This is a genomic window from Pseudoalteromonas prydzensis (genome assembly GCF_001661495.1).
GTDB lineage: Bacteria > Pseudomonadota > Gammaproteobacteria > Enterobacterales > Alteromonadaceae > Pseudoalteromonas > Pseudoalteromonas prydzensis.
This window is the reverse complement of sequence record NZ_BDDT01000001.1, coordinates 298,552-320,553: the sequence shown is the minus strand read 5'-3', so window position 1 is coordinate 320,553 and position 22,002 is coordinate 298,552. Positions and strand designations below refer to the sequence as shown.

The window sequence follows — 22,002 nt, the reverse complement described above, 5'->3', positions numbered from 1 at the left end:
ACGCGGATTATAAAAACTGCTTCGTTGTTGACTGGCCAGCTTGTGTAAGTGCGTTTAGTAACCACTGCAATGCTGGGCCTGAACTGCTTTGATGTTGCCATAACATATCAATACAATGTGGGAAGGTAACTGTTTGATGTTGCGTATTAAGCTTTACTAAATCTCCATCTCGTAGCGCCGATTTAATCGCACTTGCAGGTAATTGCGCCCAACCAAAGCTACTTTCCACCATTTCAATCAGCATTGAAGCGTCATTCACATACCAGCATTGAGTAGATAACTCGCTATCAAAATGACGAAAGCCAGTGCTATGATCGGTAATACGAATATGACGATATAGTGCTAAATCATTCGTTGATACTGTATCTAACTGTGATAACGGATGACTTGGTGCCACAACAGTATAATAGTGCGCATGACCGATACCTCTAAACGCCACTTTTTCTGGGTAATCGTCTTGGCTCAGTGCTACTGCAATATCAGCTTGACCACTTTCTATTAGCTTGAACGCGCCTTTGTGAGGAGCCGCAATCAATAACAGCGAAGTTGTAGTAAATGTATTCGAAAACTGCTCAAGCACTTTTAAAATTGTAGCTTTGGGTAATGCTAATTCGTCATAGGCTAGGGTAAGTTCTGTTTCAATATCATCGGCAATATGCGCAATGCGCGTTGATAGGTTTTTATGACTATTCATGACAGTGCGAATGTCATTATAAATTGCTAAGCCTTGTTTAGTTAACTTTGGCGAGCGACTTGTTCGATCAAAAACACTAAAACCGGCATCAATTTCAAAATTACTGATTAATCCACTGATTGAAGATTGTGCTTTGCCTAAACGTCTGGCTGCCGCAGAAAAGCTGCCTTCCTCTACAGCGCAAATAAACGCTTCTAATTGTTCTATGGATAATTGCACTTTATATCGCCTCAACCTATGGTTTCTAACTTTACGCAACATACGCGATCTTAGATGCTTATGCCAATAAAAGTATGTGAGAATAATTTATCTCACATATTTTTAAAAATAAAAATAAATTAAAACAATAAAATACTGGGGTGACAAATGAGAAAGTTTAAATTGAATCGCTTAGCGCTAATCATTGGTGCAAGTTTATTAAGTAATCTTGTAATCGCAGCTGATGAAAATACTGTTGTTGAGGCACAGCAAAGCAATAAGCAAAAACTCGAAGTAATTGAGGTGACATCATCAGGTCGCAGCACAATTGCGACTAAAACAGCCATGAATATTACAGCAATGGGTGAAGAAGAGCTACGGAGAAAGAATATTGCTGATATAAAATCATTGATTAAAGACAGTACCGTGATCAGTTCACCAGGGAACAGTTCTCGTTTTTCTGATTCAGTAACCGTTCGAGGTCTTAACGTAGCAAACGTAAACGCCAACAATTTAGAACGTTTTACGACTTCAACACTTGCCTATTATCTCGATAATACACCGCTTCCTAATATTGCTTATCGTATTAAAGACGTTGCCCGTGTAGAGACGTTACTTGGCCCACAAGGTACTTTATATGGTGGTGGTAGCTTAGGTGGTACAGTTCGTTATATTACCAATAAGCCGCAGTTAGGTGAGTTTCAATTTGATTTTAATACCAGTATTTACCAAGTTAAAGAAGGTAGCTTAAGTAACGATACTGACATGACAGTAAATGTGCCAGTAAGTGATACGTTTGCAATGCGAGTTAATGTTGCACGCTTAGACGACCGTGGTTTTACCGACCGTAAAATGAATGCGGTATGGCTAACAGACGACGAAACCCGTTTTGGTAGCCCTGATCGCGCTCAAGAGCTTTACCAAGATGATGACTGGGAGCGAACAGACTCCGCGCGTATTCAGTTACTTTGGCAGCCGAACGATGACTTTAAAATTAATTTTTCCCATATTGAACAAGACCAACTTGCTCACGGTACACGTGGTGCGAGCCTTTGGGATGTTGATGAAGCCTGTGCAGCACAAGGCCTTAGCAGCGAAAATTGTGCTTACACACCGGCTACTGCACCATTACAAGTTGATGAGTATACGCTGCAATCAGTTCACGAAGAGTACTCAGATCGCGGTTTTAGCATGTCATCAATTGATCTAGATTGGTCTTTGGGCTTTGCTGAGTTATCAAGCAGTACATCGTATTATACCGATGAGCGTGTAGGTCAAGGCGATTATATCGGTGAAGGTTATATTTATTATGGTTGGATTGATGGTTTAGGGGCAGACCAAACTCGTGAATCTGCTTATATGACATTTGATAATAGTAATGAAGGTATTAGCCACGAAACACGGTTAACTTCAAATAGCACAGGTCCGTTCTCATGGATTGTGGGTGTTTATTACACTGATACCGACAGTAGTTTAAAGTTTTGGGAGCATTTTAGAGGCCTAGATAATGCGATGTTCGATGCATGGGGCGGGTTTGATGCTAATTTGTTATATCCAGATCGTAAAGAAGCTGATATTGGTTATTTTGAAGATATATCATCAAGCTACACTGAACTTGCTTTATTTGGTGAGCTTAGTTACGAAATTACCGATGCATGGGATGTGACAGTCGGGGCACGTGTATTCAACTGGGAAGATACAGCTTATAAAAATATCAGTGATTACACCGGCGCTATTGGTATTACTGAAGATATATCAACCGATAAAGGCAATGGTGAAAGTATCTTTAAATTTAATACATCGTATGACATTAATGACGATAATTTGATGTACTTTACTGCATCTGAAGGCTATCGCCGTGGCGGAACTAACGGTTTTCGTGATGAAGGCGATTTAAAAGTTAAAGAGTCAACTCAGCGTTTTGAGCCGGATACAACCACTAATTATGAGCTTGGATATAAAGGTTATGTACTCGACAAAGACCTTTATCTACAGGCTAATATTTTCCAAATCGAATGGAAAAATACCCAAACTTATTATGACCAAACTCTAGCGGGAATTTTCCCCCTCAATGGAACGACAAATGGACCTGATTCAGAATCTAAAGGTTTTGAAATGCAGTTACGTTATTCAATTACTGACGAGTTTTCGTTTAAATTAAGCAGTGCAACATCTGAAGCTGAGTTTACAGAAACTAAAACAGTGTGTTTATACGAAGGTGCTGATGATATGCCTGGCCAAGAGTGCAGCACTTGGCTTGAAGGTGACAAGCTAGGTGGCGCCCCAAAATGGCGTCATAATGCAAGTTTAGATTATAGTACCGAACTGGGGAACGGTTATTTAGGTGCTAATTTACGTGCTCGTTATACTGATGAAGTATTAAGTGGTCGTCAAACGCGTGGTGAAGACCCGTTCATTTTTGAGGCATATACTACTTTTGATGCATCAGTAACCTATGGAGTTGATAATTGGAATGCAACCTTATGGGTTGATAATATTGCTAATGATCTTACGCAAACATCATATCAACGTGTTGCAGGCCCTTGGGGTTACCGTAGTATTAACCAACGTCCTCGCACGATAGGTTTAAATTTCTCGTATAGTTATTATTAATAAGGTAAAGTAATTATTATAATAATTACAAATGGTTAGTACACAATGTAGGGGCAACTACATTGTGTACACACAGGCAGATGATTACTAATCGATATAACTTACCTCACTTTTATATAAATTCTGATCTATTAAATTACTTACCGTTACTTTTTGCGGCTATTGTTGGAGCTGGTAGCAGCTTATTAATGCCGAGTGTGATCGGTGCTTATACGAATTATAGTGACCTTAATCCTTCGCAAATTAGTATTATGACAAGTTTAGAAATGCTTGGGGTTTTGATAACCAGTGCAAGCAGTTTTCTTTGGCTTAGATTGATTAATTTTCACAAAGTAGTATTCATGATGTTGATGCTACTCTTTATGACTAATAGCATAAATATGTTGTCCGTTAGTCTGAACTGGGCTTCATATAGTCTATTTATTATTCGATTCTTAGCTGGTTTAGAGACGGGGATCATCTACGCTATTGCTGTGGTAGCGATTGCGAAGCAACAAAATGCAGTAAAGCTTTTCTCTTCTCTAATCAGTTGTCAAATAGTTTACGGTACTATCGGTTTTAGCTGTATTGCTGCTATAAGCCAGTATTTAGGTTTAGCCAGTATTTATATCTTTTTTAATTTTTTTATACTCTTGACACTTATAGTGTGCTTTTTTTTTGATGGTTTTAGTAAAAGCTATGATCGTAATTACAAACAAAATAGAACGCTTAAAAATAACTATAAAGATAGCCAGTTACTCCTAAAAATCGTTTTGGCTATCGTCTTATATTACGTAGTTCAGGGCAGTGTCTGGGCTTATATTGAACCAATAGGTATATCACTAGGGTTAACTACTCTTCAAATAGGTAGCATATTATCCATAGGTTTCACGTTAAGTATAGTCGGTTCATTGTGGTGCTTAAAAATTTACAAGCGGCTTGGCCAACGTGTGACTGTTTGGCTAATAATATGCTTGCAAGTTATTTGTTTATTGGCACTGAACTATATAAAAGCCAGTCAATGGGTGTTGTACTTATTCGCAATCACGACCATAGTGTATCAAATTTTATGGAGCTTAATTGTGCCTTTAATGATGGCAGTTCTATGCTTGATAGATAATACAAAGCAATACAGCGCTTGGAGCGTCAGTGCATTCAAAATAGGGTTAATTGTCGGTCCGTTATTAGCGGCTACAGTAATTAATTTAAGTGGCTATGAAATACTTATCAACATAAGTTGCATATTATTAGTTATAAGCGGTTTGTTGTTAACTCATGCATTAAAAAACCATGTTCTTAAGTCGTCATTCAAATAATTTCTACTCAAGTATAGAGCGACTACCTATCGGTATAAACGATAGGTAGTCATTTATTTATAAATCCTAAGTTCGTTATATTTAAAACGCTTTAATGTTGCTAAAGCGTTTTACAGTAATGCGGTTATGTTCCCCCATAACCGCATTTTTTATATCTCCAATATAGGTTTGAGCGATAGTTATTAACATGCAAATGTTAATTTAATGTTTCATTGTAGGGTTCGGAAAGTAGTAAACATGGATTGATTTAAACTTCATGAACTAATAGGAAAATTAATGAACAATAAACTAACAAAGCTGACAATGGGTGCCTTGCTATTAATGGCTGGTAATGCGCTCGCTTTATGCCCTGATGGCGCAAGCTATGACGAAAATCTTGATTTTTGCCGTATTGATAATGATGTGTTTGGCCCTTTTACCAAGGCTATGGTCAATAAATGCCAGCAATTTGGTGGTGGCAGTGCCTGTAGTAATACCTATCAATATCCTGTTGAAGGTAATACCATTAATGTTTTGCGCTGGTCACAATCATTCGCCAGTAATATTCGTGGAAGTGCTGATTGTCCAATCGGTTCAGTGCGTTCCAGCTCATATGGCGGGCATTGTTTTGAAGCACTCAGTGGTGAACCCAATAATGTTTACGGCAATTTTAATAGTGAAGAAGTTGATGCCTGTAATGAACTCAATGGTGGCTTGGCCTGCTATACAAACCGCTGGAGTGCAGGGTTTTATCTTAGTGTGAAAAATAAATTAGCGGAAGATAACAGTGGCTCTCAACCTGTTGAAAACCGCTTAGGTGTCTGGCTTTGGTATATTGACGAGTCTGGACTAAATAAAACGCATACACAATTAGCGAATGAGCTTGCTGCCATGGGGGTTAAACGTGTTTACATTAAAATAGCAGATGACACGCAAAACTGTAGTTTGTTTGCTGATGCCTGCTCTACAGTTACCACAAATACGTATAAATCTCGAGGTATTGAGCCGTGGGCTTGGTCGTATAATTACCCAGGTAGTTATACCGCACAAGCTGATGCGCTTTTTTACGCAGCACAATATGGTTATGTCGGGTTTGTGAGTGATGTGGAAGTGGAGTTCAATAATAAAACCAGCGAGCTGCATAGTTTGTTTCAAGCATTCACTACCGCCCGCAACGATGCTATTAACTCAAGCTTTGCTGATGCTAGCTTTAAACTGGGAGCTACAACATGGAGCAATCCAATTGCACAGGGTATGAGTGTGGGTATTATCGACCAATACGTTGATTTTCATATGCCTCAAACGTATGTAGAAGTGTGGGGCGCATCGTATATGGCTGACCCAAAACGTTGGATTGAAGCAGGTAATAATGAGTATCGTATTTTAGGTGCTAACAAACCTATTTGGCATATCGTATCAACAGAATATGATGTGATCACCGCCAGTCAAATTAATAACTTTATTAATGCTGCTGGGCCAAATGCGTCAATTTGGCGTGTGCCGGGAGGCTCTGTACCGCAAGCAGTATGGAATGATTGGCAACAAGTTAATTGGCAACGTACGGTGTATGATTCAAACGTTCAGGGAAGCAGTGGTAATAATACTTTATTACCATGGATGGCTGACACACCAAACGATGATTCACCGACGCCGCCACAAACAGCAGTGCCCTACTATAAACAGCTTAATAACTACTATGACCCATACGGCACATGTTCAGTGACATCTTTAGCGATGGTAACCGATATGGCAGGCTTCACTGATCCTACTGTTAATGGCCGTACTCCTGATTACCTTTACGAAGAGTTAGGCGGGGTATTGCAAACAGTTCCCGCATTGGAGTGGGGCTACAATGAAATGGCACGTCGTGTTGGCAGTAGTAAGCGAGCAGACAGTAAAACGAATGGCACTATTACTGAGCTTCGTAATGCAGTGAATGCAGGGAAAGTAGCGATAGTACACGGGTGGTTTACTAATCCTGGACATATAATGGTTGTTACAGGGTTCGATGGAACGCATTACACTGTAAACGACCCATTTGGTCAGTGGAATTTACAAAAGTGGGGCAGCTATAACAGTGATGTGTCAGGTAAAGGCCTGCGCTACCCTAAAGCTGCGTTTGAATATGCGATAAATGATAACGGCACTGGTGACGATTTATGGGTGCATATTTTTGAGTAACGAACTTTTAGAGCTAAAGTACGTGGGCGTCTCTTGCCCACGTACTGCCATTTTTAGGCAGTGGAATTTAAGGTTTCTGGTCTTTTATTGATGCAACCCAATAATACCCAGATTCAGTTTTCGAGCTGAAAATAGATTTAGCCAACTATCAAAGTCAAAAGCTTTAAATTGCCAAAAGCTAAGTTTTGTTAATCAAGGTTTACAAAGCTTTTTATCTAGCCTTAGAGCATTAGCAAATTCTTTATCTGGAATGGCTTCAACTTTAACAATCCCTTTATTTGACGTCATTCGATGAATATAGCGGGTGTTATCAAGTGCAATACCTACATGAGTAATAACACCTTCAGCCCAGTCACCATAGGTATTTTTAAAAAATAGCAAATCCCCTTGTTGCACATCACTTAATTGCGTAATTTTCTTACCTAACTCATCACCAGCTAGAGAGTCTGCATGGATCACGGCCAGCTCATCTTCTTCCTCTAATAAGTGAGCATCCCAGGGAGCTTTGGTTTGTAAGGTTTTAAAGTGCTCACCACAGGCGCTAACGAGGACTTCCCGAGTCCAATTCATACACTGCTCGGCTTTACCAACACGGTAGCCTTTATTTTGCCATGCTAGCGCAGTATCAATAATTGTGTTGGTTGCATAGCTATAGTTAGCTGCAGTGAATAGCATTATTACAAAAAACTTTTTCATTAGACTTTCCAAAAAATACGCCGTTTATAGCAAGCATACATCACTGCATAAGAGAGTAATAAAAATAATACTGAGAAAGCAAATGAGCCCATGTAATTTCCTAATAGTGGTTGCAGGGCTTTGCTAAAAATAACCCCTTTTAAGCTCGTTTCTCCAACAGGGATCATAATTAAAATACGGGCAACTACCCCAGCAAACATAAAAAATAAAATCGCATTAGCACCAAACACTAAAAAAGGTGCGCACCATAAGCGAGCGCGGCGTATATCAAGAATATAACTGCAAAATGCATAACTTAGTAATGCCAGTCCTGAACTGATCATTACATAGCTTGGTGTCCATAAGGCTTTATTTATCGGTATTACTTGTGAAAGTGAGTACCCGCAAATAATACTTGCAGTGGCGACCCATAGCAGCGTTTTAATTTGACTATGTAGGTTCTTTTCAGTACTTAAATAACAGCTACATAATACCCCTGATAATGCAGTTGCTATGGCTGGTAAGGTAGATAGTAGGCCTTCAGGGTCAAACGGAAGAGGTTCTGCATTACCATAATAAACATGCTGGGCGCCAAGTAGTAAATTATCAAGCCATGCGCTTAGGTTATTACCATATAGCCACTGACCACTGGTAGTTTCGCCGTTAAGCAATGTATAGGGCATATATTGCATTAATGCGCCATAGCCTATTAATAATGCTGCCAAAGTAAGTGCTATGTGTTTAGGCTTTAAATACAGATAACAGGCTAACGCAATGATGTAGACAAGGCCAATTCGCTGCAGCACACCCATCACCCTGATACTAAATAAACGCTGCTCTAGCCAACTAAAGTTAGTATCGCGAAAGTTGTAATAAAATAGTGCTAAAAACCAGCCTAATGCAATCAACTTTACGGTGCGTAATGCACCTGATTTAAGTATCTGCTGTTTACTAACCCCTTTAGCCTGCATAGCATTTACAGAAAGCGTGATTGACATCCCGACAATAAAAATAAAAAATGGAAAAATTAAATCGGTGGGTGTAAGGCCATGCCAATCAGCATGTTTAAGTGGCCAGAATAGATAGGACCAACTTCCAGGGTTATTGACTAGAATCATCGCAGTGATAGTGAGCCCTCTTAGAACGTCTAGGGCGAGTAGGCGATGACTTGGTAATTGCTGTAATATTTTTTGACAGTGATCGGGCAGCATAATTATTTTTATTTTATTTAAATCTAATTTATTGTAATAAATTATTCTGCAAAGGCAAGCAGTGAATTAATCGCTTTTAGTTAATAGCGTGCGTTAGATCAAGTTAACAACGTATTGACATAGCGATAGTGAAAGTAGCCTGTTAGTATGAATTTTTAAGATAATCGCCAAGGAAATATGAGGCCAGCACAGAGAGTAACTATTTTGCGCAGCCTTATTAATATCAACCTTGATCTAAAAAAGCTAATTCTGTTTTTGGCTATTTCAGTGACAGTGATCACTTTCCTAAATGGCTTTTATTCTAGTTACCAAGTGCAAAAACAGCAACTGCAGCAGCAAACTTTAAAAAATCATAGTGCGTATGCCGCAAAACTTGTTTCTGCCACTGATCGGTTTTTATTTGCTGCTCAGCAGCAACTCGCTTATTCCGCAAAAATTCTCGCCAGCCAATTTGATAATGAAGATACCCTTGTGCAAGAAGCGCAACGACTTAGGCTACAAACAGATAGTTTTAACTCAACGGTGATCGTCGATAAAAATGGCGTGGTATTAGGGCTTTCACCACTGAGTTTACAGCTGAAAGGCCAAGTATTAGAAAGTGATGGTGCAAAACAAGCGTTGACGTATAAAAAACCAATGATCAGTGAGCCTTATATTTCTGTCACCGGCAACCTAATAATATTTATTTCGCATCCTATATTTAATCTTCAAAATGAATACCTTGGCTATATAGGTGGAACATTATATTTAAAGAAAAAAGGGATTTTACATGACTTGTTGCAAGTACATTTTCACAAAGATGGTTCATATATCTATGTTGTTGATAAAAATAGACGCTTGCTTTATCACCCAGATGTTTCCCGAGTCGGCGAGCAGGTTTTCAACAATCCAGTAATAGAAGCAGTGCTAAAAGGGGAAAGTGGCACTAGCGAGGTGAAAAATAGCCAAAACATCGTTATGCTGGCAGGTTATGCGCCGTTAAAAAGTGCCCCTTGGGGGATTGTTACTCAGCGTCCATTAGACGCTACATTTGCGCCATTAGACGATTTAATGATGAATGTTTTATATCGAACTCTGCCGGTAGGATTGGCAACCTTTGTGTTTATTTGGGTGTTAGCTCGGTTAATTTCAAAGCCATTAAGGCAGTTAGCGGAAGCTGCAAAAACAATAGATAAACCATCTACATCACAACAGTTAAAACAAGTGCAATCATGGTATTTTGAAAGCGCTGAACTGCGTAAAGCCATGCTCAAAGGGGTAAGTATTATGCAAAATCAAATTGGCTTATTACGCCAAGAGGCGCAAACAGATCCACTTACTGGCCTTCATAACCGACGCAGTTTAGATGCCATCTTAGCGCAACTAACCGATAGCCAAACACCGTTCTCTGTCTTGGCGCTGGATATTGATTTTTTTAAGCGAGTTAATGACGAGTTTGGTCACGATATTGGTGATATGGTTTTGCAGTCATTAGCGAGTATTATTATGGACGTGACTAGAACAACTGATTTTGTTGCTCGTACTGGTGGTGAAGAGTTTATTGTTATTTTACCTAACTTGAATGCAAGCACAGCCTTTGTATTGGCTGAGCGCTTACGTATGCGTATCTCTGAAACATTGATTACTCCTGTCGGTACTATTAATGTATCGATAGGCATCGCAGGATGGCCACTTGCACAACTGAGTATCGAAGACGTAATGAAACTTGCCGACCAATCGCTTTATAAAGCAAAACGCACTGGCCGCAACCGCTGTATCCTCGACTCACAGTATCAATATGTTGAGTTATCAGCGGCAGAGTAATAGATTCAAGCCACATTATTTTTACGAATTAAGATATGCGGCAGGGCATTATCAGTATCAATTTGCAGCGTAGCATCAATGTTATAGACTTTTTTTAACCTAGCTTGCGTTAACACTTGCTTTGGCGAGCCACAGGCCACAACGCGCCCTTTATCTAGCATGTATAAACGATCAGCAAAGCTTGCTGCCAATGATAAATCATGAACCACGGCAACCACCCCTGCACCTTGCTGAGCGATTGCTTTTGCTTGCGTCATTACCTCATATTGATGGTAGAGATCTAAACTAGAGGTTGGTTCATCAATTAACAAATAGGCGTTTTTTTTATTCGCTAAGCTCGGTTGCAATTGACACAAAACACGAGCAAGTTGTGCTCGCTGCTTTTCCCCGCCAGAAAGACGGGTAAAGCATTGTTGAGCTAAATGAGACACGCCTAAAGCTTGCATCGCATTACTAGAAAATCGTTTTAAAGCAAGGGAACTGAACTGCTGTTGATGTGCAACATGGGCCATGTCTACGACTTCGTTTACAGTAAATGGAAAGTCTAACTCATAGCTTTGAGTGAGGACGGCTCTAAGTGTTGCCAGCTCGCTAAGGCTATAATCGGTTAAATTTTGCTGGTTGATGCTCACCGAGCCGGTAGTTAAAGGAATATCACCACACAGAGCTTTTAATAGCGATGACTTACCTGCGCCGTTAGGACCAATGATCACCACAACTTCATATGGGTTTACCGTAAAATTAACGTCATCAAGGAGTAATTTTTTGCCCACTTTAGCGGTTAAGTTATGACCTGAAAGCATTTTTTATCCTCGTCTTTGGTAAGTTTTTAATAGCATGATTAAAAAGAAAGGCCCACCAATCGCACTGGTTATCAGCCCAATAGGTAGCTCTGCAGGCAGCATAACGGTACGCGCAAATAAATCAGCTAAGCTAAGTAATAACGCGCCTCCTAACATGCTTGTTGGCATTAAATAACGGTGGTCAGGGCCTAATACTAAACGCACAATATGTGGCACAATAAAGCCTACAAACCCAATAATCCCTGTGATTGCAACTGCCGCGCCAGTACATAAAGCGGTATAGATAAACACGTGTTTTTTTAGCTTAGTCACATCTATGCCTAAATGCTTAGCTTGTGCTTCGCCAAGTAAATATAAATTAAGTGGTTTCGCTAAGCGCAATAAGCCAATACAGCTGATCACGATCAGCGTCAGTGTAGGCAGCATCATCGTGAAGTGATTACCGGCAAGCGAACCCATGCTCCAAAAGGTTAAATCACGTAATTGTTGATCGTTACTGATAAGCGTAAGCACGCCAATTAATGAGCCCACAATCGCATTTACAGCAATACCGGCGAGAAGTAGGCTAATAATTGTAAATTGCCCACTGTGGGCACTTAGTCGATAAATAAATACACACACACCGATACAACCTAAAAATGCGCCCACCGGTACCGCATAAATCCCTAAACTATCGCTAAAATTAGCGAATAAACTGGTTCCTAACACAATGGTTGCCACTGCGCCTAATGCCGCACCACTTGAGACCCCAATTAAACCAGGATCTGCTAATGGGTTTCTGAAAATAGCTTGCATAGCTGCGCCGCAGGCGGCCAACCCAGCCCCAACGACCATGGCCAGCACTAAACGGGGCAACCGTATTTGCCAAATAATAGCGTGTTTAAGTTGATCATCAGCGGTGTGATTAATAATAGCGATTATTTCACTCATACTGATGATCACGCCGCCCTTACTTAACCCGATGAAAAACACCATGATACAGGCTAAAAATAACGCGGGGATTGCTAAGCGCCGGTGTTGGCTTTGGGATACTAAGGTACTGCCAAGAGCAAGCATGATCAGTGCTCACTTAGTTGGGCTACGGCATCATTGGCGCTTGAGGCAAAGCGATAGTGATAACCTTGAGGTAATTGCGCCTGTGGATGCAGTGTATGAGCTAGCTCAACAACCGCTTGTGGTGCGCGCGGACCCATGCCAAGTAAATAACTACCATCAAAACTATGTACTTGACCATTTTTTACTGCGTTTGAAAATTTAAAGTGGGCAAGCTTTGCTAATTCCAGCTGCGGATCATCGCCATGGCGACCCATAGTAATGATCACATCAGGGTTGAGCGCTAACGTCGCTTCGCTAGAAAGGCTTTTCCAATTGGTGATCATACCAGCTGCTATATTGTCCCCTCCCGCTGCGCGAATAAGCTCATCAGCTGAGGTGCCGGCTCCGGCAACAATAGGCTGACTATTACGAACACTCAGTACAAATAACACTCTAGGCTTAGTGGTTGTTTGTTTTAACAAATAACTAAGTGCAGTGCGGTCTAGCTGTAATGATTGCGCAAGCTTATCGCCTTTATCAGCAACCCCTAACAACTCAGCTATGTTTTTTATTTTGTTTTCTATTCCCGCTAAATTATCGTTTTCATTCAAAATAACCAAGTTAATACCGGTTTGCTTAAGCTGCTCTACCACCTTTTTAGGGCCTGTGTCAGCTTCACCTATTACGAGGTCTGGATTCAGCGAGAGCACGCCTTCAGCACTTATTCTTCTTACATAGCCTATTTGCGGTTTAGCTTTCGCTTGAACAGGAAACACGCTAGTGCTGTCGACCCCGATCACACGTTGCTGCTCATCTAGTGCATAAATAATTTCTGTGATAGAGCCACCAGATACAACAATACGCTGTGGATTAGCTGTTTGCTCAGCAAAAGCAAATTGGTTGTGTAGTGCAAAGGCAATTAAAAATAAAGATGAGAGTAGGGGTTTCATAATGATTCCAATGTTGATATTATTTAACGCAAATAGTAACAGTTTGCATTTGCATTTAAAAGTTATGAAATTTATTATTTTCCTTTTTGCTTCTATCGGGTGTCATTTGGGTTGGTTGTACTATCAGCCAAGCGCTCCATTTGTGGTGCAATTTAATCAAGCACAACCTGCCAAGCGTATTGCTGTAAATATAATAAAGTCTCAACCTGTTAAACCGCAAATAAAGCAAGACACTCAGCCAGCCGTGGCTGCAAAACAGACATCTATACCAAGCACTGTGTTTCATTCTGATGTTAAACGTGTGGCAGAGCAGTCAGCTTTAAAGCAACCTAAAGTAACTAAAATCGCTGCGTCTAATACGATCAAACCTAAAAAGTCTGCAAAAACTAAAACTGCACCACCTAAAAAATCGCAACCAATTACTGAGGTTGTGAAGCAGCAACTCCTTGCCAGTGAGGCTCAGCCTGAATCAACAGCTCCTGTAATTGCCGAGCAGCATTCATTAAAAAACCAAGTAATAGACATTAAAACATTACCTATATTTAAAGCACCTAGACCTGCTTTAAATTATCCACTGAAGGCCAAGCGTCGTGGTTATCAGGGAGTAGCCATTTTACAAATTGAGTTAGCCGAAGATGGCACAATCAGCCAGTTAACGCTCGTGCAAAGTAGTGGTTTTACAGAGCTTGATAAAGCGGCAATAAATAATGTTTCGCAATGGCAATTCCACCCCGTAATGCGTGATAACCGCAGTATTAAAGCCCGCTTTAGTGTGCCGATAGAGTTTTCCCTGCGTTCATAACGCAGCTAATGAGAGAAGTGATTATGCAAGAACTATTTTTAGCTGTGGGATTAATGGCTTGGCCATTGTTCATGGTATCGGTATTTGCTTTAGCAATTGTGTTAGAACGTGGTTTTGCGTTTTTGCAAAGCTGGTTAACAATGCAAAAAATTAAACAGCCAAACAGCGAGTTTAACCAGTTACTTAAACAGAAAATTCAGCCTGAACAACGCCAGCAATGGTGCCAGCTGTACTTACAAGACTGCTTAAGTAACTGGCGTAAGCGTTTGAATATATTATCTCTAATGGGGGCTTTAAGCCCGTTAATGGGCTTACTTGGGACTGTGTGGGGGTTGATCTTAATGTTTAAGAAAATAGCGCAAACCCAGCAAGCAATCACCCCAGCGTTACTTGCCGATGGTTTATGGGAAGCAATGTACTCCACCATGGCAGGGCTTATTATTGCAATTCCGTGTTTATTATTAAGTGGTATTTTCAACGCACTGTTAGATCGCTTACACACTGATCTGACTCGTACAATTAACCACTTAAACTATCAGCTACGTTTTGATGAAGTTGCTCATGCTTGAGCTTCCAGAAAAAACCACTAATAGCGGTTTAATGCCGGATTTAACTGCGCTGATTGATGTGCTTTTTATATTGTTAGTTTTTTTACTATTAACTGCGGCAGTTAAATTAGAGATGCTTGATGTGACCCTTCCTGAGGTTGGTAACGACAATCAAGCCCCCATAGAGCAGCAAAACGCACTCGTGCTTAGTGTCAATTTTACTAATCAAAAGCTTAATTATGCGCTTGGTAAAGTTCCTTACTCTTCTTTAAATGAGGTGATGGATGCTTTACGAGTAAATACTAATAAACAAGGCGTGTATTTAGCGATTGATCAGCAGGTACCCAGTGGTGATTTAGTCAACTTGCTAGCAGCATTGTCAAAAGAGGATCATAAAATTGCTAACATATTAATTAAAAGATAATAAAAACAATTATCATTTAGTGTTTATTTTGCTATAGTGCAGATGCGTTTACTATGCGATTGGTGATCAGGGGCTAAATCAATTCGCAATCCTATAATAACCTTTAATGGAGCGACAACATGCGCCTTTCAAAACTGGCTTTATGTATTGCCAGTGTTTCACTGCCTGTAATGGCACAAACAAATTCGTCAGAACAACCTCAGCTTACAACAACCTTAGATGCTGTCACTGTCACTGCCACCCGCACTGAAAAAACAGTCCTTGATTCTTCACAAGCGGTCAATGTGATCTCCTCTGAAAGCATTGAAAATATATTAGCAACTACCATTTTCGACAGTCTATTAGCAGTACCCAATGTAACCTCGACTGGCGGACCCCGTTCGGGCGGGCAAAAATTCAGTGTTCGAGGTTTTAATGATGCTGAAGATGTTTTAGTCAGCATTGACGGCGCTATTCAGACTTTTGAAAAGTATCGTATGGGTAGTTTCTTTAGCGATGCCGAATTATATCGCACGGTCAGTATTAAACGAGGGCCTAGCACAGTATTGCATGGCGGTGGTGCATTAGGTGGCGTGGTGGAAATGGAGCTAAAGGATGCCAGTGACTTTTTAGCCCCAGACCAAACGGCGGGAGCAAAAATTAAGTTGGGCCATCATGGTAATAATAATGAAAATAATGGCTCGATATACGCGTATGCTCGCCCTACAGAATCACTCGATATTTTAGCCGCGTATGTAAAGCGTCAAAGTGATGACTTCGAGTTGTCTAATGGTGAAACACTTGATAACTCTGCTATTGAGGCTGAATCTGTACTTCTCAAGGGGGAGTACTACCTAACCGAAAGCTCATTAGTAGGGCTTTCTTACTCGCAAACTGAAGATGCGCAAAGAACTGAGTTTAATACCACCGATCCTGGTGCATGGGGCACGGTTTATCGCACTGTTAAACAGTCGGTAACTAATCTTAACTATGAATTCAACCCAGTTAATAATCCTTATATTGATTTAGCCGTGCGCTTTGGTAACACCCAAAGTCATGTTACTGAAACCGATGGTAAAGGCATGCTTGAGGATTATATTGGTGTAGAGTCTCATTACGAATACAACATAAACACGCTAGATATCATGAACACCAGTGCATTAGGTATGCATGCACTTACTTACGGTGTGCAGTATTCAAATAAAGAACGTGTTGGTGAAAAGCTTAGCTACCCGTGCGTTAATTTAGACTCGCAAACTTATCAGTGTTTAGCGTACGCCACGCAGCTACAAACAACTGAAATGACCTCCCAACCCGGTGGTGAACAAAAGCGTTTAGGTATCTATATTCAAGATGAATTTAACTGGCAAGATATCACCTTAACAGGTGGAGTTCGCTATGAGGAATATAAAAGTAAAGCAACAGATATGTTTGCCGCGCAGTTTGCTGATCAAGATACTGATGTTGAGCATTCCCATCTAGTTCCTGCTATCACAGCAAGTTATCAACTACTGCCCCAACTGACTATTTTTGCCAGCTATCAAGAAGGCTTTAGAGCCCCATTGTTAGATGAAATATATGATCAATACGGCAACCGAAACCCTAATTTAGCCTTAGATATTGAGAGCAGCCGAAATAAAGAGATAGGCATGAGCTATCAAACGCGTAACGTGTTTTCGGGTAATGATTCATTAACAGGGCGAGTTATTTATTTCGATACTCAAGTTGATGAGGAGATCCAGTCTAATACCAACTCAGTTACAAACCCCGCGCCTTCTCCTCGCTATCATAACAGCGGTAGTAATGACCGAGATGGTTTTGAACTTGAGGTTAATTATGCACATGTAATTGGTTATCTAAATTTTTCTTACAGCGAAGTCTCTGGTGATGATCAAGATGGCCAACCTTTATGGTATTTACCTGCAGACAGTGCAGCAATAACTGCTGGATTAAATTTCTTTGATAGCACACTTCGCACTGGTATTAGCATTCAAAATAAAGCATCGCGTGATGTACTTGCTTATGACAGTACAACAGCGACCTATCAACCGACTAAGCATGATAGTTACACATTATTTGGTATTAATGCGAGCTGGGATATCAATGAGCAATGGAACGCTCGGTTAGCAGTCGATAATCTTTTTGATCAAGAGTATCAGGTTATGGCTGGAACGGGTGGCGCTATTGGTGATTACGGCGTAGGTCGTAATATCAAAACACAAGTGAGTTTTAAATTTTAACCAAATTGCTGTGAGCTTGCTCACAGCGAGGAGTACTTATGAGTTTACTTAATGAATACCGCCAACTCCAAGCAGAGCAAGCGACGATTCGCGCTGTTGATGCGGCTGTAAAGCTACAAACAACAGAAGCGCAATTAATTGCCGCGCAAGTCGGGGAGGGGGTGACTCAACTTGATGTAACACAATTAGAAGGCATCTTAAAAGGCTTGAAAAAGCTGCAACATGTAATGGCTTTGACTCGCAATGCTCAAGTAGTGAGTGAGATTTCTGGCTGTTACGAAAAAATATATTGCCATGAGCGCAATGGGGTAAAAACGGCCATCTCTATCAATCCCACAGGTATTGATTTACGGTTGTTTTTATCAAAGTGGCACAGTGTTTTTGCTGTTCAAACCCACCCCAAATACAGCAGTATTCAGTTCTTTGATAAATACGGTGTTGCGGTTCATAAAGTGTTTACTACTGAACATTCAGATATTGAGGCGTATCAGCAGTTAGTCAACCAATATAAGGCACAAGAGCAAAGTGCTGAATTAACCGTATTAGCACCAGAGGCGATACTAAATGAAGATAAGCCTATAAATGATATTGATATTCAAGGTTTTCGCCAAGGCTGGCAAAACTTGCAAGATGTGCATCACTTTCCTGCATTGTTAACGCAATTTGCACTTAGTCGCACTCAAGGGCTTGAGGTTGCGGGTGAGCAATGGGCACAAGAAGTCTCGCCAATGTGTTTAACCAGTGTATTTGAAACGGTTAAACAGCAGCAAAGCGAGATCATGATTTTTGTAAATAACCACGCTGCTGTACAAATTTATACGGGACGATTAGATAATTTAAAACAAGTGGGGCAGTGGTTCAACATATTGGACAACGGCTTTAACTTGCATATTTTAGTGAATCAATTTAGTCGAGCATTTGTGGTTAAAAAGCCAACAGATAACGGGGCTACTGAGGTGCATTCAATTGAATTTTTTGATGCGCAGGGAAGTACCATAATGACGTTGTTTGGCCGCAGAAGTGAAGGCAACGAGCAGTCAGCAGATTGGCTTGCACTGTGTAATAGTTTACGGTGTGAAGAGGTTGTTGCCTAAATCTAAAAAGTGTAATTAGCTTGGGTGTGTTGACTTTTCAGGATTAAAATTTGTTCAAACTAGGAGCGATTTAATCGCGGCGCGAGATTTGTAACTTAGTGGGCAAAGTAAAAATTGAGCAAAGTTTCCGCGTCCTGCTCACGCCCTTAAAGACATCCATGTAGGCAACAAAGAGTTAATCGCCCCTAGTAAGTAGTGCTGATTTAATTGGAAACTTTCCTCAGATATGCAATATTAAAGATCAAATTAAGTAACCTGAAAGCCAGCACTATGTTTTTTAAATTATGTTTTAAGTCTGTTTCATTGCTTGCAACCATTGGTTTATTAAGTCCGACAGCTTACGCAAGTGTACACGATAATAAACGCGATGAATTCGTTGATGTAGCAACCTTAATGCCGACCGCCTTATTTGATATCCGCTATTTTGGTAATAACAACTTTGTTGGTGTACCTGTTGATGGTTATGAAGCAGCTAAATGCTTTTTACACAAAACCGCTGCAAAAGCTTTGCAGCAGGCACATAAGCAAGCGCAGCAGGCTGGCTACAATTTTAAGATTTACGATTGCTATCGTCCGCAACGTGCGGTAGATCACTTTGTCCGTTGGGTGAATGATGAAAACGACACCAAAACCAAAGCGGCTTATTATCCTAATCTAGGAAAAGATCAGTTGCTAGGCGGTTATATTGCTGCCAAGTCTGGTCATAGTCGTGGTTCAACCATTGACTTAACATTAACCGATCCACAAGGACAAGCGCTAAATATGGGCTCGTTATTTGACATGTTCGATACTATTTCAAATACTGACGACCCACGTATTACCGAAGAGCAAAAAGCGAATCGTTATAAACTTAAAAATATTATGATGGCTGCAGGGTTTTCGCCTTACTCTATGGAGTGGTGGCACTTTACCTATAAACCGCAAGCATACCCTGATACTTACTTTAATTTTGTGGTGAAATGATGCGAAGTTAGTGAGTAGGAAGGATCAAGCTGTGCTAGGTATAATAGGCGCGAAATTAGTTTCGCGCCTTAATTGTTAAAGGGAAAGCAGCGAGATTGCTCACTTTCCCCTTATGAGCTTATTGCTACTGAACTGTTGCTTTTAAACCACGGCGTTTTAATAACGCAGAGGTGTCAGGCTCTTGTCCACGGAACGCTTTATACGACTCCATTAGGTCACGTGAGTTACCAACCTCTAAGATTTCTTTACGGTATTTATCACCCATTTCACGGCTTAAACCACCTTGCTCTTGTACGAAAGCAAAGGCATCCGCCGCTAGAATTTCACTCCACATGTATGCATAGTAGCCCGCTGAGTAACCGCCACCCATTGAGTGAGAGAAGAATGCAGACTTATAACGTGGTGGTATAAATGGCACGTTTACACCGTGTTTTGTTAAAGCTTGTTGCTCGAACTTCTCGATATCTTGTAATGGCGCATCTGCAGAGAGTGAGTGCCATTCCATATCTAAAAGTGCAGCTGCAACGTACTCTAAGGTATCGTAGCCTTGGTTGAAGCTACGCGATTGAATGACTTTAGTCAGTAACTCATCAGGAATTGGCTCACCTGTCTCATGATGTTTCGCATAGTTTGCGATAACTTCAGGGTGCATAGCCCAATCTTCTTCAAACGTTGATGGGAACTCAACGAAGTCACGAGACACCGACGTGCCCGATAACGTTGGGTACTTCACTTTAGAGAGCATGCCATGTAGGCCGTGACCTAACTCGTGGAAGATAGTAGTCGCTTCATCATAACTAATAAGCGTTGGCTCACCTTTAGCGCCTTTTTGGATGTTCATGACATTCACAACTACCGGCTTTTGCTCTTTTAAGCCAGATTGTTTTACAAACGAGCTCATCCATGCACCACCACGTTTACCTTCACGGGCAAAATAATCCGCAAAGAAAATCGCCAGACTAGTACCATCAGCATCAAATAACTCATACGCTTTAACATCTGGGTGATAAACTGGAATGTCAGTGCGTGGTTTGAAAGTAATGCCGTATAAGCGGTTCATTGTGAAGAATACACCGTCTTCAAGCACACGGTTAAACTCAAAGTACTCTTTTACTGCATTTTCGTCTAGGTTGTACTTATCTGTGCGCACTTGCTCTGCATAGAACAACCAATCCCAAGGCTGTAGCTTAAATTGCTCGCCAGAGGCATCGATTTTTGCTTGGATAGTCGCAGCTTCGGCATTCACGTTTTGCATTAATGCTGGGATCATGCTGGCAAACATATCAAATACAGCTTCTGGTTTTTTCGCCATTTGTGACTCTAAACCAAACGCTGCCCAGCTGTCGTAACCCAGTAATTTGGCTTTTTGAGCGCGTAACTGAGCAAGCTCAGCCACAATTTCGCGGTTATTATTTTCGCCAGATAGTGCACGCTCTGCAGATGCGCGCCATATTTTTTCACGTAGCTCACGGTTTTTAAGCGTAGCTAAAATAGGTTGACGGGTGGTGTTAGTGATTTTGATCAGGTACTGACCAGGGTGACCCGCTTGTGTTGCTGCATTGGCAAGTTGTTCAATTTGACCCGCAGGTAAACCATCAAGTTGGGCTTTATCTGCAACGAGCACAACATTACTTTTAGTCAGTGCTAATAAGTTTTGCGAGAACTGTGTTGTTAAGCTTGAGTGTTTGGTATTGATATCACGAATTTGCTGTTTTTGTTGATCGTTTAATTGCGCACCAGCGCGTACAAAGCGTTTGTAGTAAACGTCTAACAAGCGTGTTTCTTCAGGGCTAAGTGTCAGTGTTTCTGACTCTGCGTGGAGCGCGGCCACTTTATCAAATAATGCTTTATTTAAGAAAATGTTATCGTTGTGTGCGGCCATTTTAGGCGCGAGCTCTTTTTGTATTTCACGACGCGTTTGGTTTGAGTCACTGCCAGCAAGGTTATAAAAAATGCTGCGAGTGCGGGTTAATAACTCACCACTTTGTTCAAGCGCAACAATGGTATTTGTAAAATCAGGCTTTGCAGGGTTGTTGATGATCGTCTGCACTTCAGCCATTTGCTCCGTCATGCCTTTATTAAACGCAGGCAAGAAGTGCTCGTCTTTAATGGCATTGAAGTCAGGTGTTTCGTACTGTAATGCGCTTTTTACGAACAGTGGATTAGCTGGCTGTACTTCTGCGGCTGTTGTTGCTTGCTCAGTTTGAGTATTGTTATTGGTTGTTGTTTGAGGTTCAGAACAGGCCGTTAATAATAACGCTGAACTGATCGCGGTTGCGAGTAATAAATGTTTCATTGTTTTTCTCTTGTCATTTTTAAAAATTAAATTATGAGCGCTGTAAATTAAAGCAGTGCTTGTTATATCGATGGTATTGTAAAGATAGCTGCAAAACGCACTCAAATAGCGCTGACATTGTTAAATGGTCAATCAGCCGAGCATACTGCGAATAACGGTGAATGACCTAATCCGTTGCGATAAGGTGGTTTTTGGCTGCGATAAGTGACGAACGTTCAT

17 protein-coding genes are annotated in these 22,002 nt (G+C 40.8%); 10 read left to right on the top strand and 7 right to left on the bottom strand.

Translation table 11 applies throughout. The features are described 5' to 3' along the window. Positions 1–7: 7 nt before the first annotated feature. Positions 8–913 carry a LysR family transcriptional regulator gene (locus tag A7968_RS01335; protein ID WP_167542946.1) on the bottom strand — a complete coding sequence of 302 codons (906 nt, stop codon included), beginning with the start codon at positions 911–913 and terminating at the stop codon, positions 8–10. 147 nt (positions 914–1,060) lie between these two features. Here A7968_RS01335 and A7968_RS01330 point away from each other — a divergent pair, with 147 nt between their 5' ends. The 3 genes from A7968_RS01330 (at position 1,061) to A7968_RS01320 (ending at position 6,960) form a co-directional block, all read left to right on the top strand. Beyond that, a complete protein-coding gene (locus A7968_RS01330; protein WP_064664776.1) occupies positions 1,061–3,505 on the top strand; it encodes a TonB-dependent receptor in 2,445 nt (814 codons plus the stop codon). Between the two features lie 80 nt (positions 3,506–3,585). After that, positions 3,586–4,800: an MFS transporter gene (locus A7968_RS01325; RefSeq protein ID WP_064664775.1), complete on the top strand. Its 1,215-nt coding sequence runs from the start codon at positions 3,586–3,588 to the stop codon at positions 4,798–4,800. A 276-nt stretch (positions 4,801–5,076) separates the two neighbouring features. Further along, complete coding sequence (locus A7968_RS01320) at positions 5,077–6,960, top strand: C39 family peptidase (RefSeq protein WP_064664774.1); 1,884 nt, start codon at positions 5,077–5,079, stop codon at positions 6,958–6,960. Positions 6,961–7,152: 192 nt separating this feature from the next. Here A7968_RS01320 and A7968_RS01315 read toward each other — a convergent pair whose 3' ends face one another. Both A7968_RS01315 and A7968_RS01310 read right to left on the bottom strand, forming a co-directional pair. Continuing rightward, positions 7,153–7,656, bottom strand: coding sequence for an NlpC/P60 family protein (locus A7968_RS01315; protein ID WP_208855825.1), 504 nt, complete (start codon positions 7,654–7,656; stop codon positions 7,153–7,155). Then, positions 7,656–8,846 carry an acyltransferase family protein gene (locus A7968_RS01310; RefSeq protein ID WP_064664773.1) on the bottom strand — a complete coding sequence of 397 codons (1,191 nt, stop codon included), beginning with the start codon at positions 8,844–8,846 and terminating at the stop codon, positions 7,656–7,658. The genes A7968_RS01315 and A7968_RS01310 overlap by 1 nt, the downstream gene beginning before the upstream one ends. 177 nt (positions 8,847–9,023) lie before the next feature. Between A7968_RS01310 and A7968_RS01305 the strand changes: the two genes are divergently transcribed. Next, positions 9,024–10,649 (top strand): sensor domain-containing diguanylate cyclase, encoded by a 1,626-nt coding sequence (locus A7968_RS01305; RefSeq protein WP_064664772.1) that lies wholly within the window; start codon positions 9,024–9,026, stop codon positions 10,647–10,649. 5 nt (positions 10,650–10,654) lie between these two features. Here A7968_RS01305 and A7968_RS01300 read toward each other — a convergent pair whose 3' ends face one another. Genes A7968_RS01300 through A7968_RS01290 form a run of 3 tightly spaced genes read right to left on the bottom strand, consistent with a single transcriptional unit; the run spans position 10,655 to position 13,437 of the window. Next, positions 10,655–11,452, bottom strand: a complete 798-nt coding sequence (locus A7968_RS01300) for a heme ABC transporter ATP-binding protein (RefSeq protein ID WP_064664771.1) — start codon at positions 11,450–11,452, stop codon at positions 10,655–10,657. 3 nt (positions 11,453–11,455) lie between these two features. Continuing rightward, the gene (locus tag A7968_RS01295) at positions 11,456–12,508 is read right to left on the bottom strand and encodes a FecCD family ABC transporter permease (protein WP_064664770.1); all 1,053 of its coding nucleotides are present in this window, start codon (positions 12,506–12,508) and stop codon (positions 11,456–11,458) included. A gap of 2 nt (positions 12,509–12,510) precedes the next feature. Then, positions 12,511–13,437, bottom strand: a complete 927-nt coding sequence (locus tag A7968_RS01290; RefSeq protein WP_064664769.1) for a heme/hemin ABC transporter substrate-binding protein — start codon at positions 13,435–13,437, stop codon at positions 12,511–12,513. Between the two features lie 106 nt (positions 13,438–13,543). Between A7968_RS01290 and A7968_RS01285 the strand changes: the two genes are divergently transcribed. The 6 genes from A7968_RS01285 (at position 13,544) to A7968_RS01260 (ending at position 19,487) form a co-directional block, all read left to right on the top strand. Further along, positions 13,544–14,239, top strand: a complete 696-nt coding sequence (locus A7968_RS01285) for an energy transducer TonB (protein ID WP_167542945.1) — start codon at positions 13,544–13,546, stop codon at positions 14,237–14,239. A 23-nt stretch (positions 14,240–14,262) separates the two neighbouring features. Beyond that, entirely contained in the window at positions 14,263–14,808 is a 546-nt protein-coding gene (locus A7968_RS01280) for a MotA/TolQ/ExbB proton channel family protein (RefSeq protein ID WP_064665344.1), read from the top strand. Next, the gene (locus tag A7968_RS01275; protein WP_064665345.1) at positions 14,801–15,211 is read left to right on the top strand and encodes a biopolymer transporter ExbD; all 411 of its coding nucleotides are present in this window, start codon (positions 14,801–14,803) and stop codon (positions 15,209–15,211) included. Before A7968_RS01280 ends, A7968_RS01275 begins: the two co-directional genes overlap by 8 nt. Positions 15,212–15,330: 119 nt before the next feature. Next, positions 15,331–17,430 (top strand): TonB-dependent receptor domain-containing protein, encoded by a 2,100-nt coding sequence (locus A7968_RS01270; RefSeq protein WP_064664767.1) that lies wholly within the window; start codon positions 15,331–15,333, stop codon positions 17,428–17,430. Positions 17,431–17,468: 38 nt separating this feature from the next. Next, positions 17,469–18,524, top strand: coding sequence for a hemin-degrading factor (locus A7968_RS01265; RefSeq protein ID WP_064664766.1), 1,056 nt, complete (start codon positions 17,469–17,471; stop codon positions 18,522–18,524). A gap of 270 nt (positions 18,525–18,794) precedes the next feature. Then, positions 18,795–19,487 carry a M15 family metallopeptidase gene (locus A7968_RS01260; protein WP_084447959.1) on the top strand — a complete coding sequence of 231 codons (693 nt, stop codon included), beginning with the start codon at positions 18,795–18,797 and terminating at the stop codon, positions 19,485–19,487. Between the two features lie 124 nt (positions 19,488–19,611). Here the strand turns inward: A7968_RS01260 and A7968_RS01255 are convergent, their stop codons facing one another. Continuing rightward, a complete protein-coding gene (locus A7968_RS01255) occupies positions 19,612–21,783 on the bottom strand; it encodes a M3 family metallopeptidase (RefSeq protein WP_064664765.1) in 2,172 nt (723 codons plus the stop codon). Between the last annotated feature and the right edge of the window lie 219 nt (positions 21,784–22,002).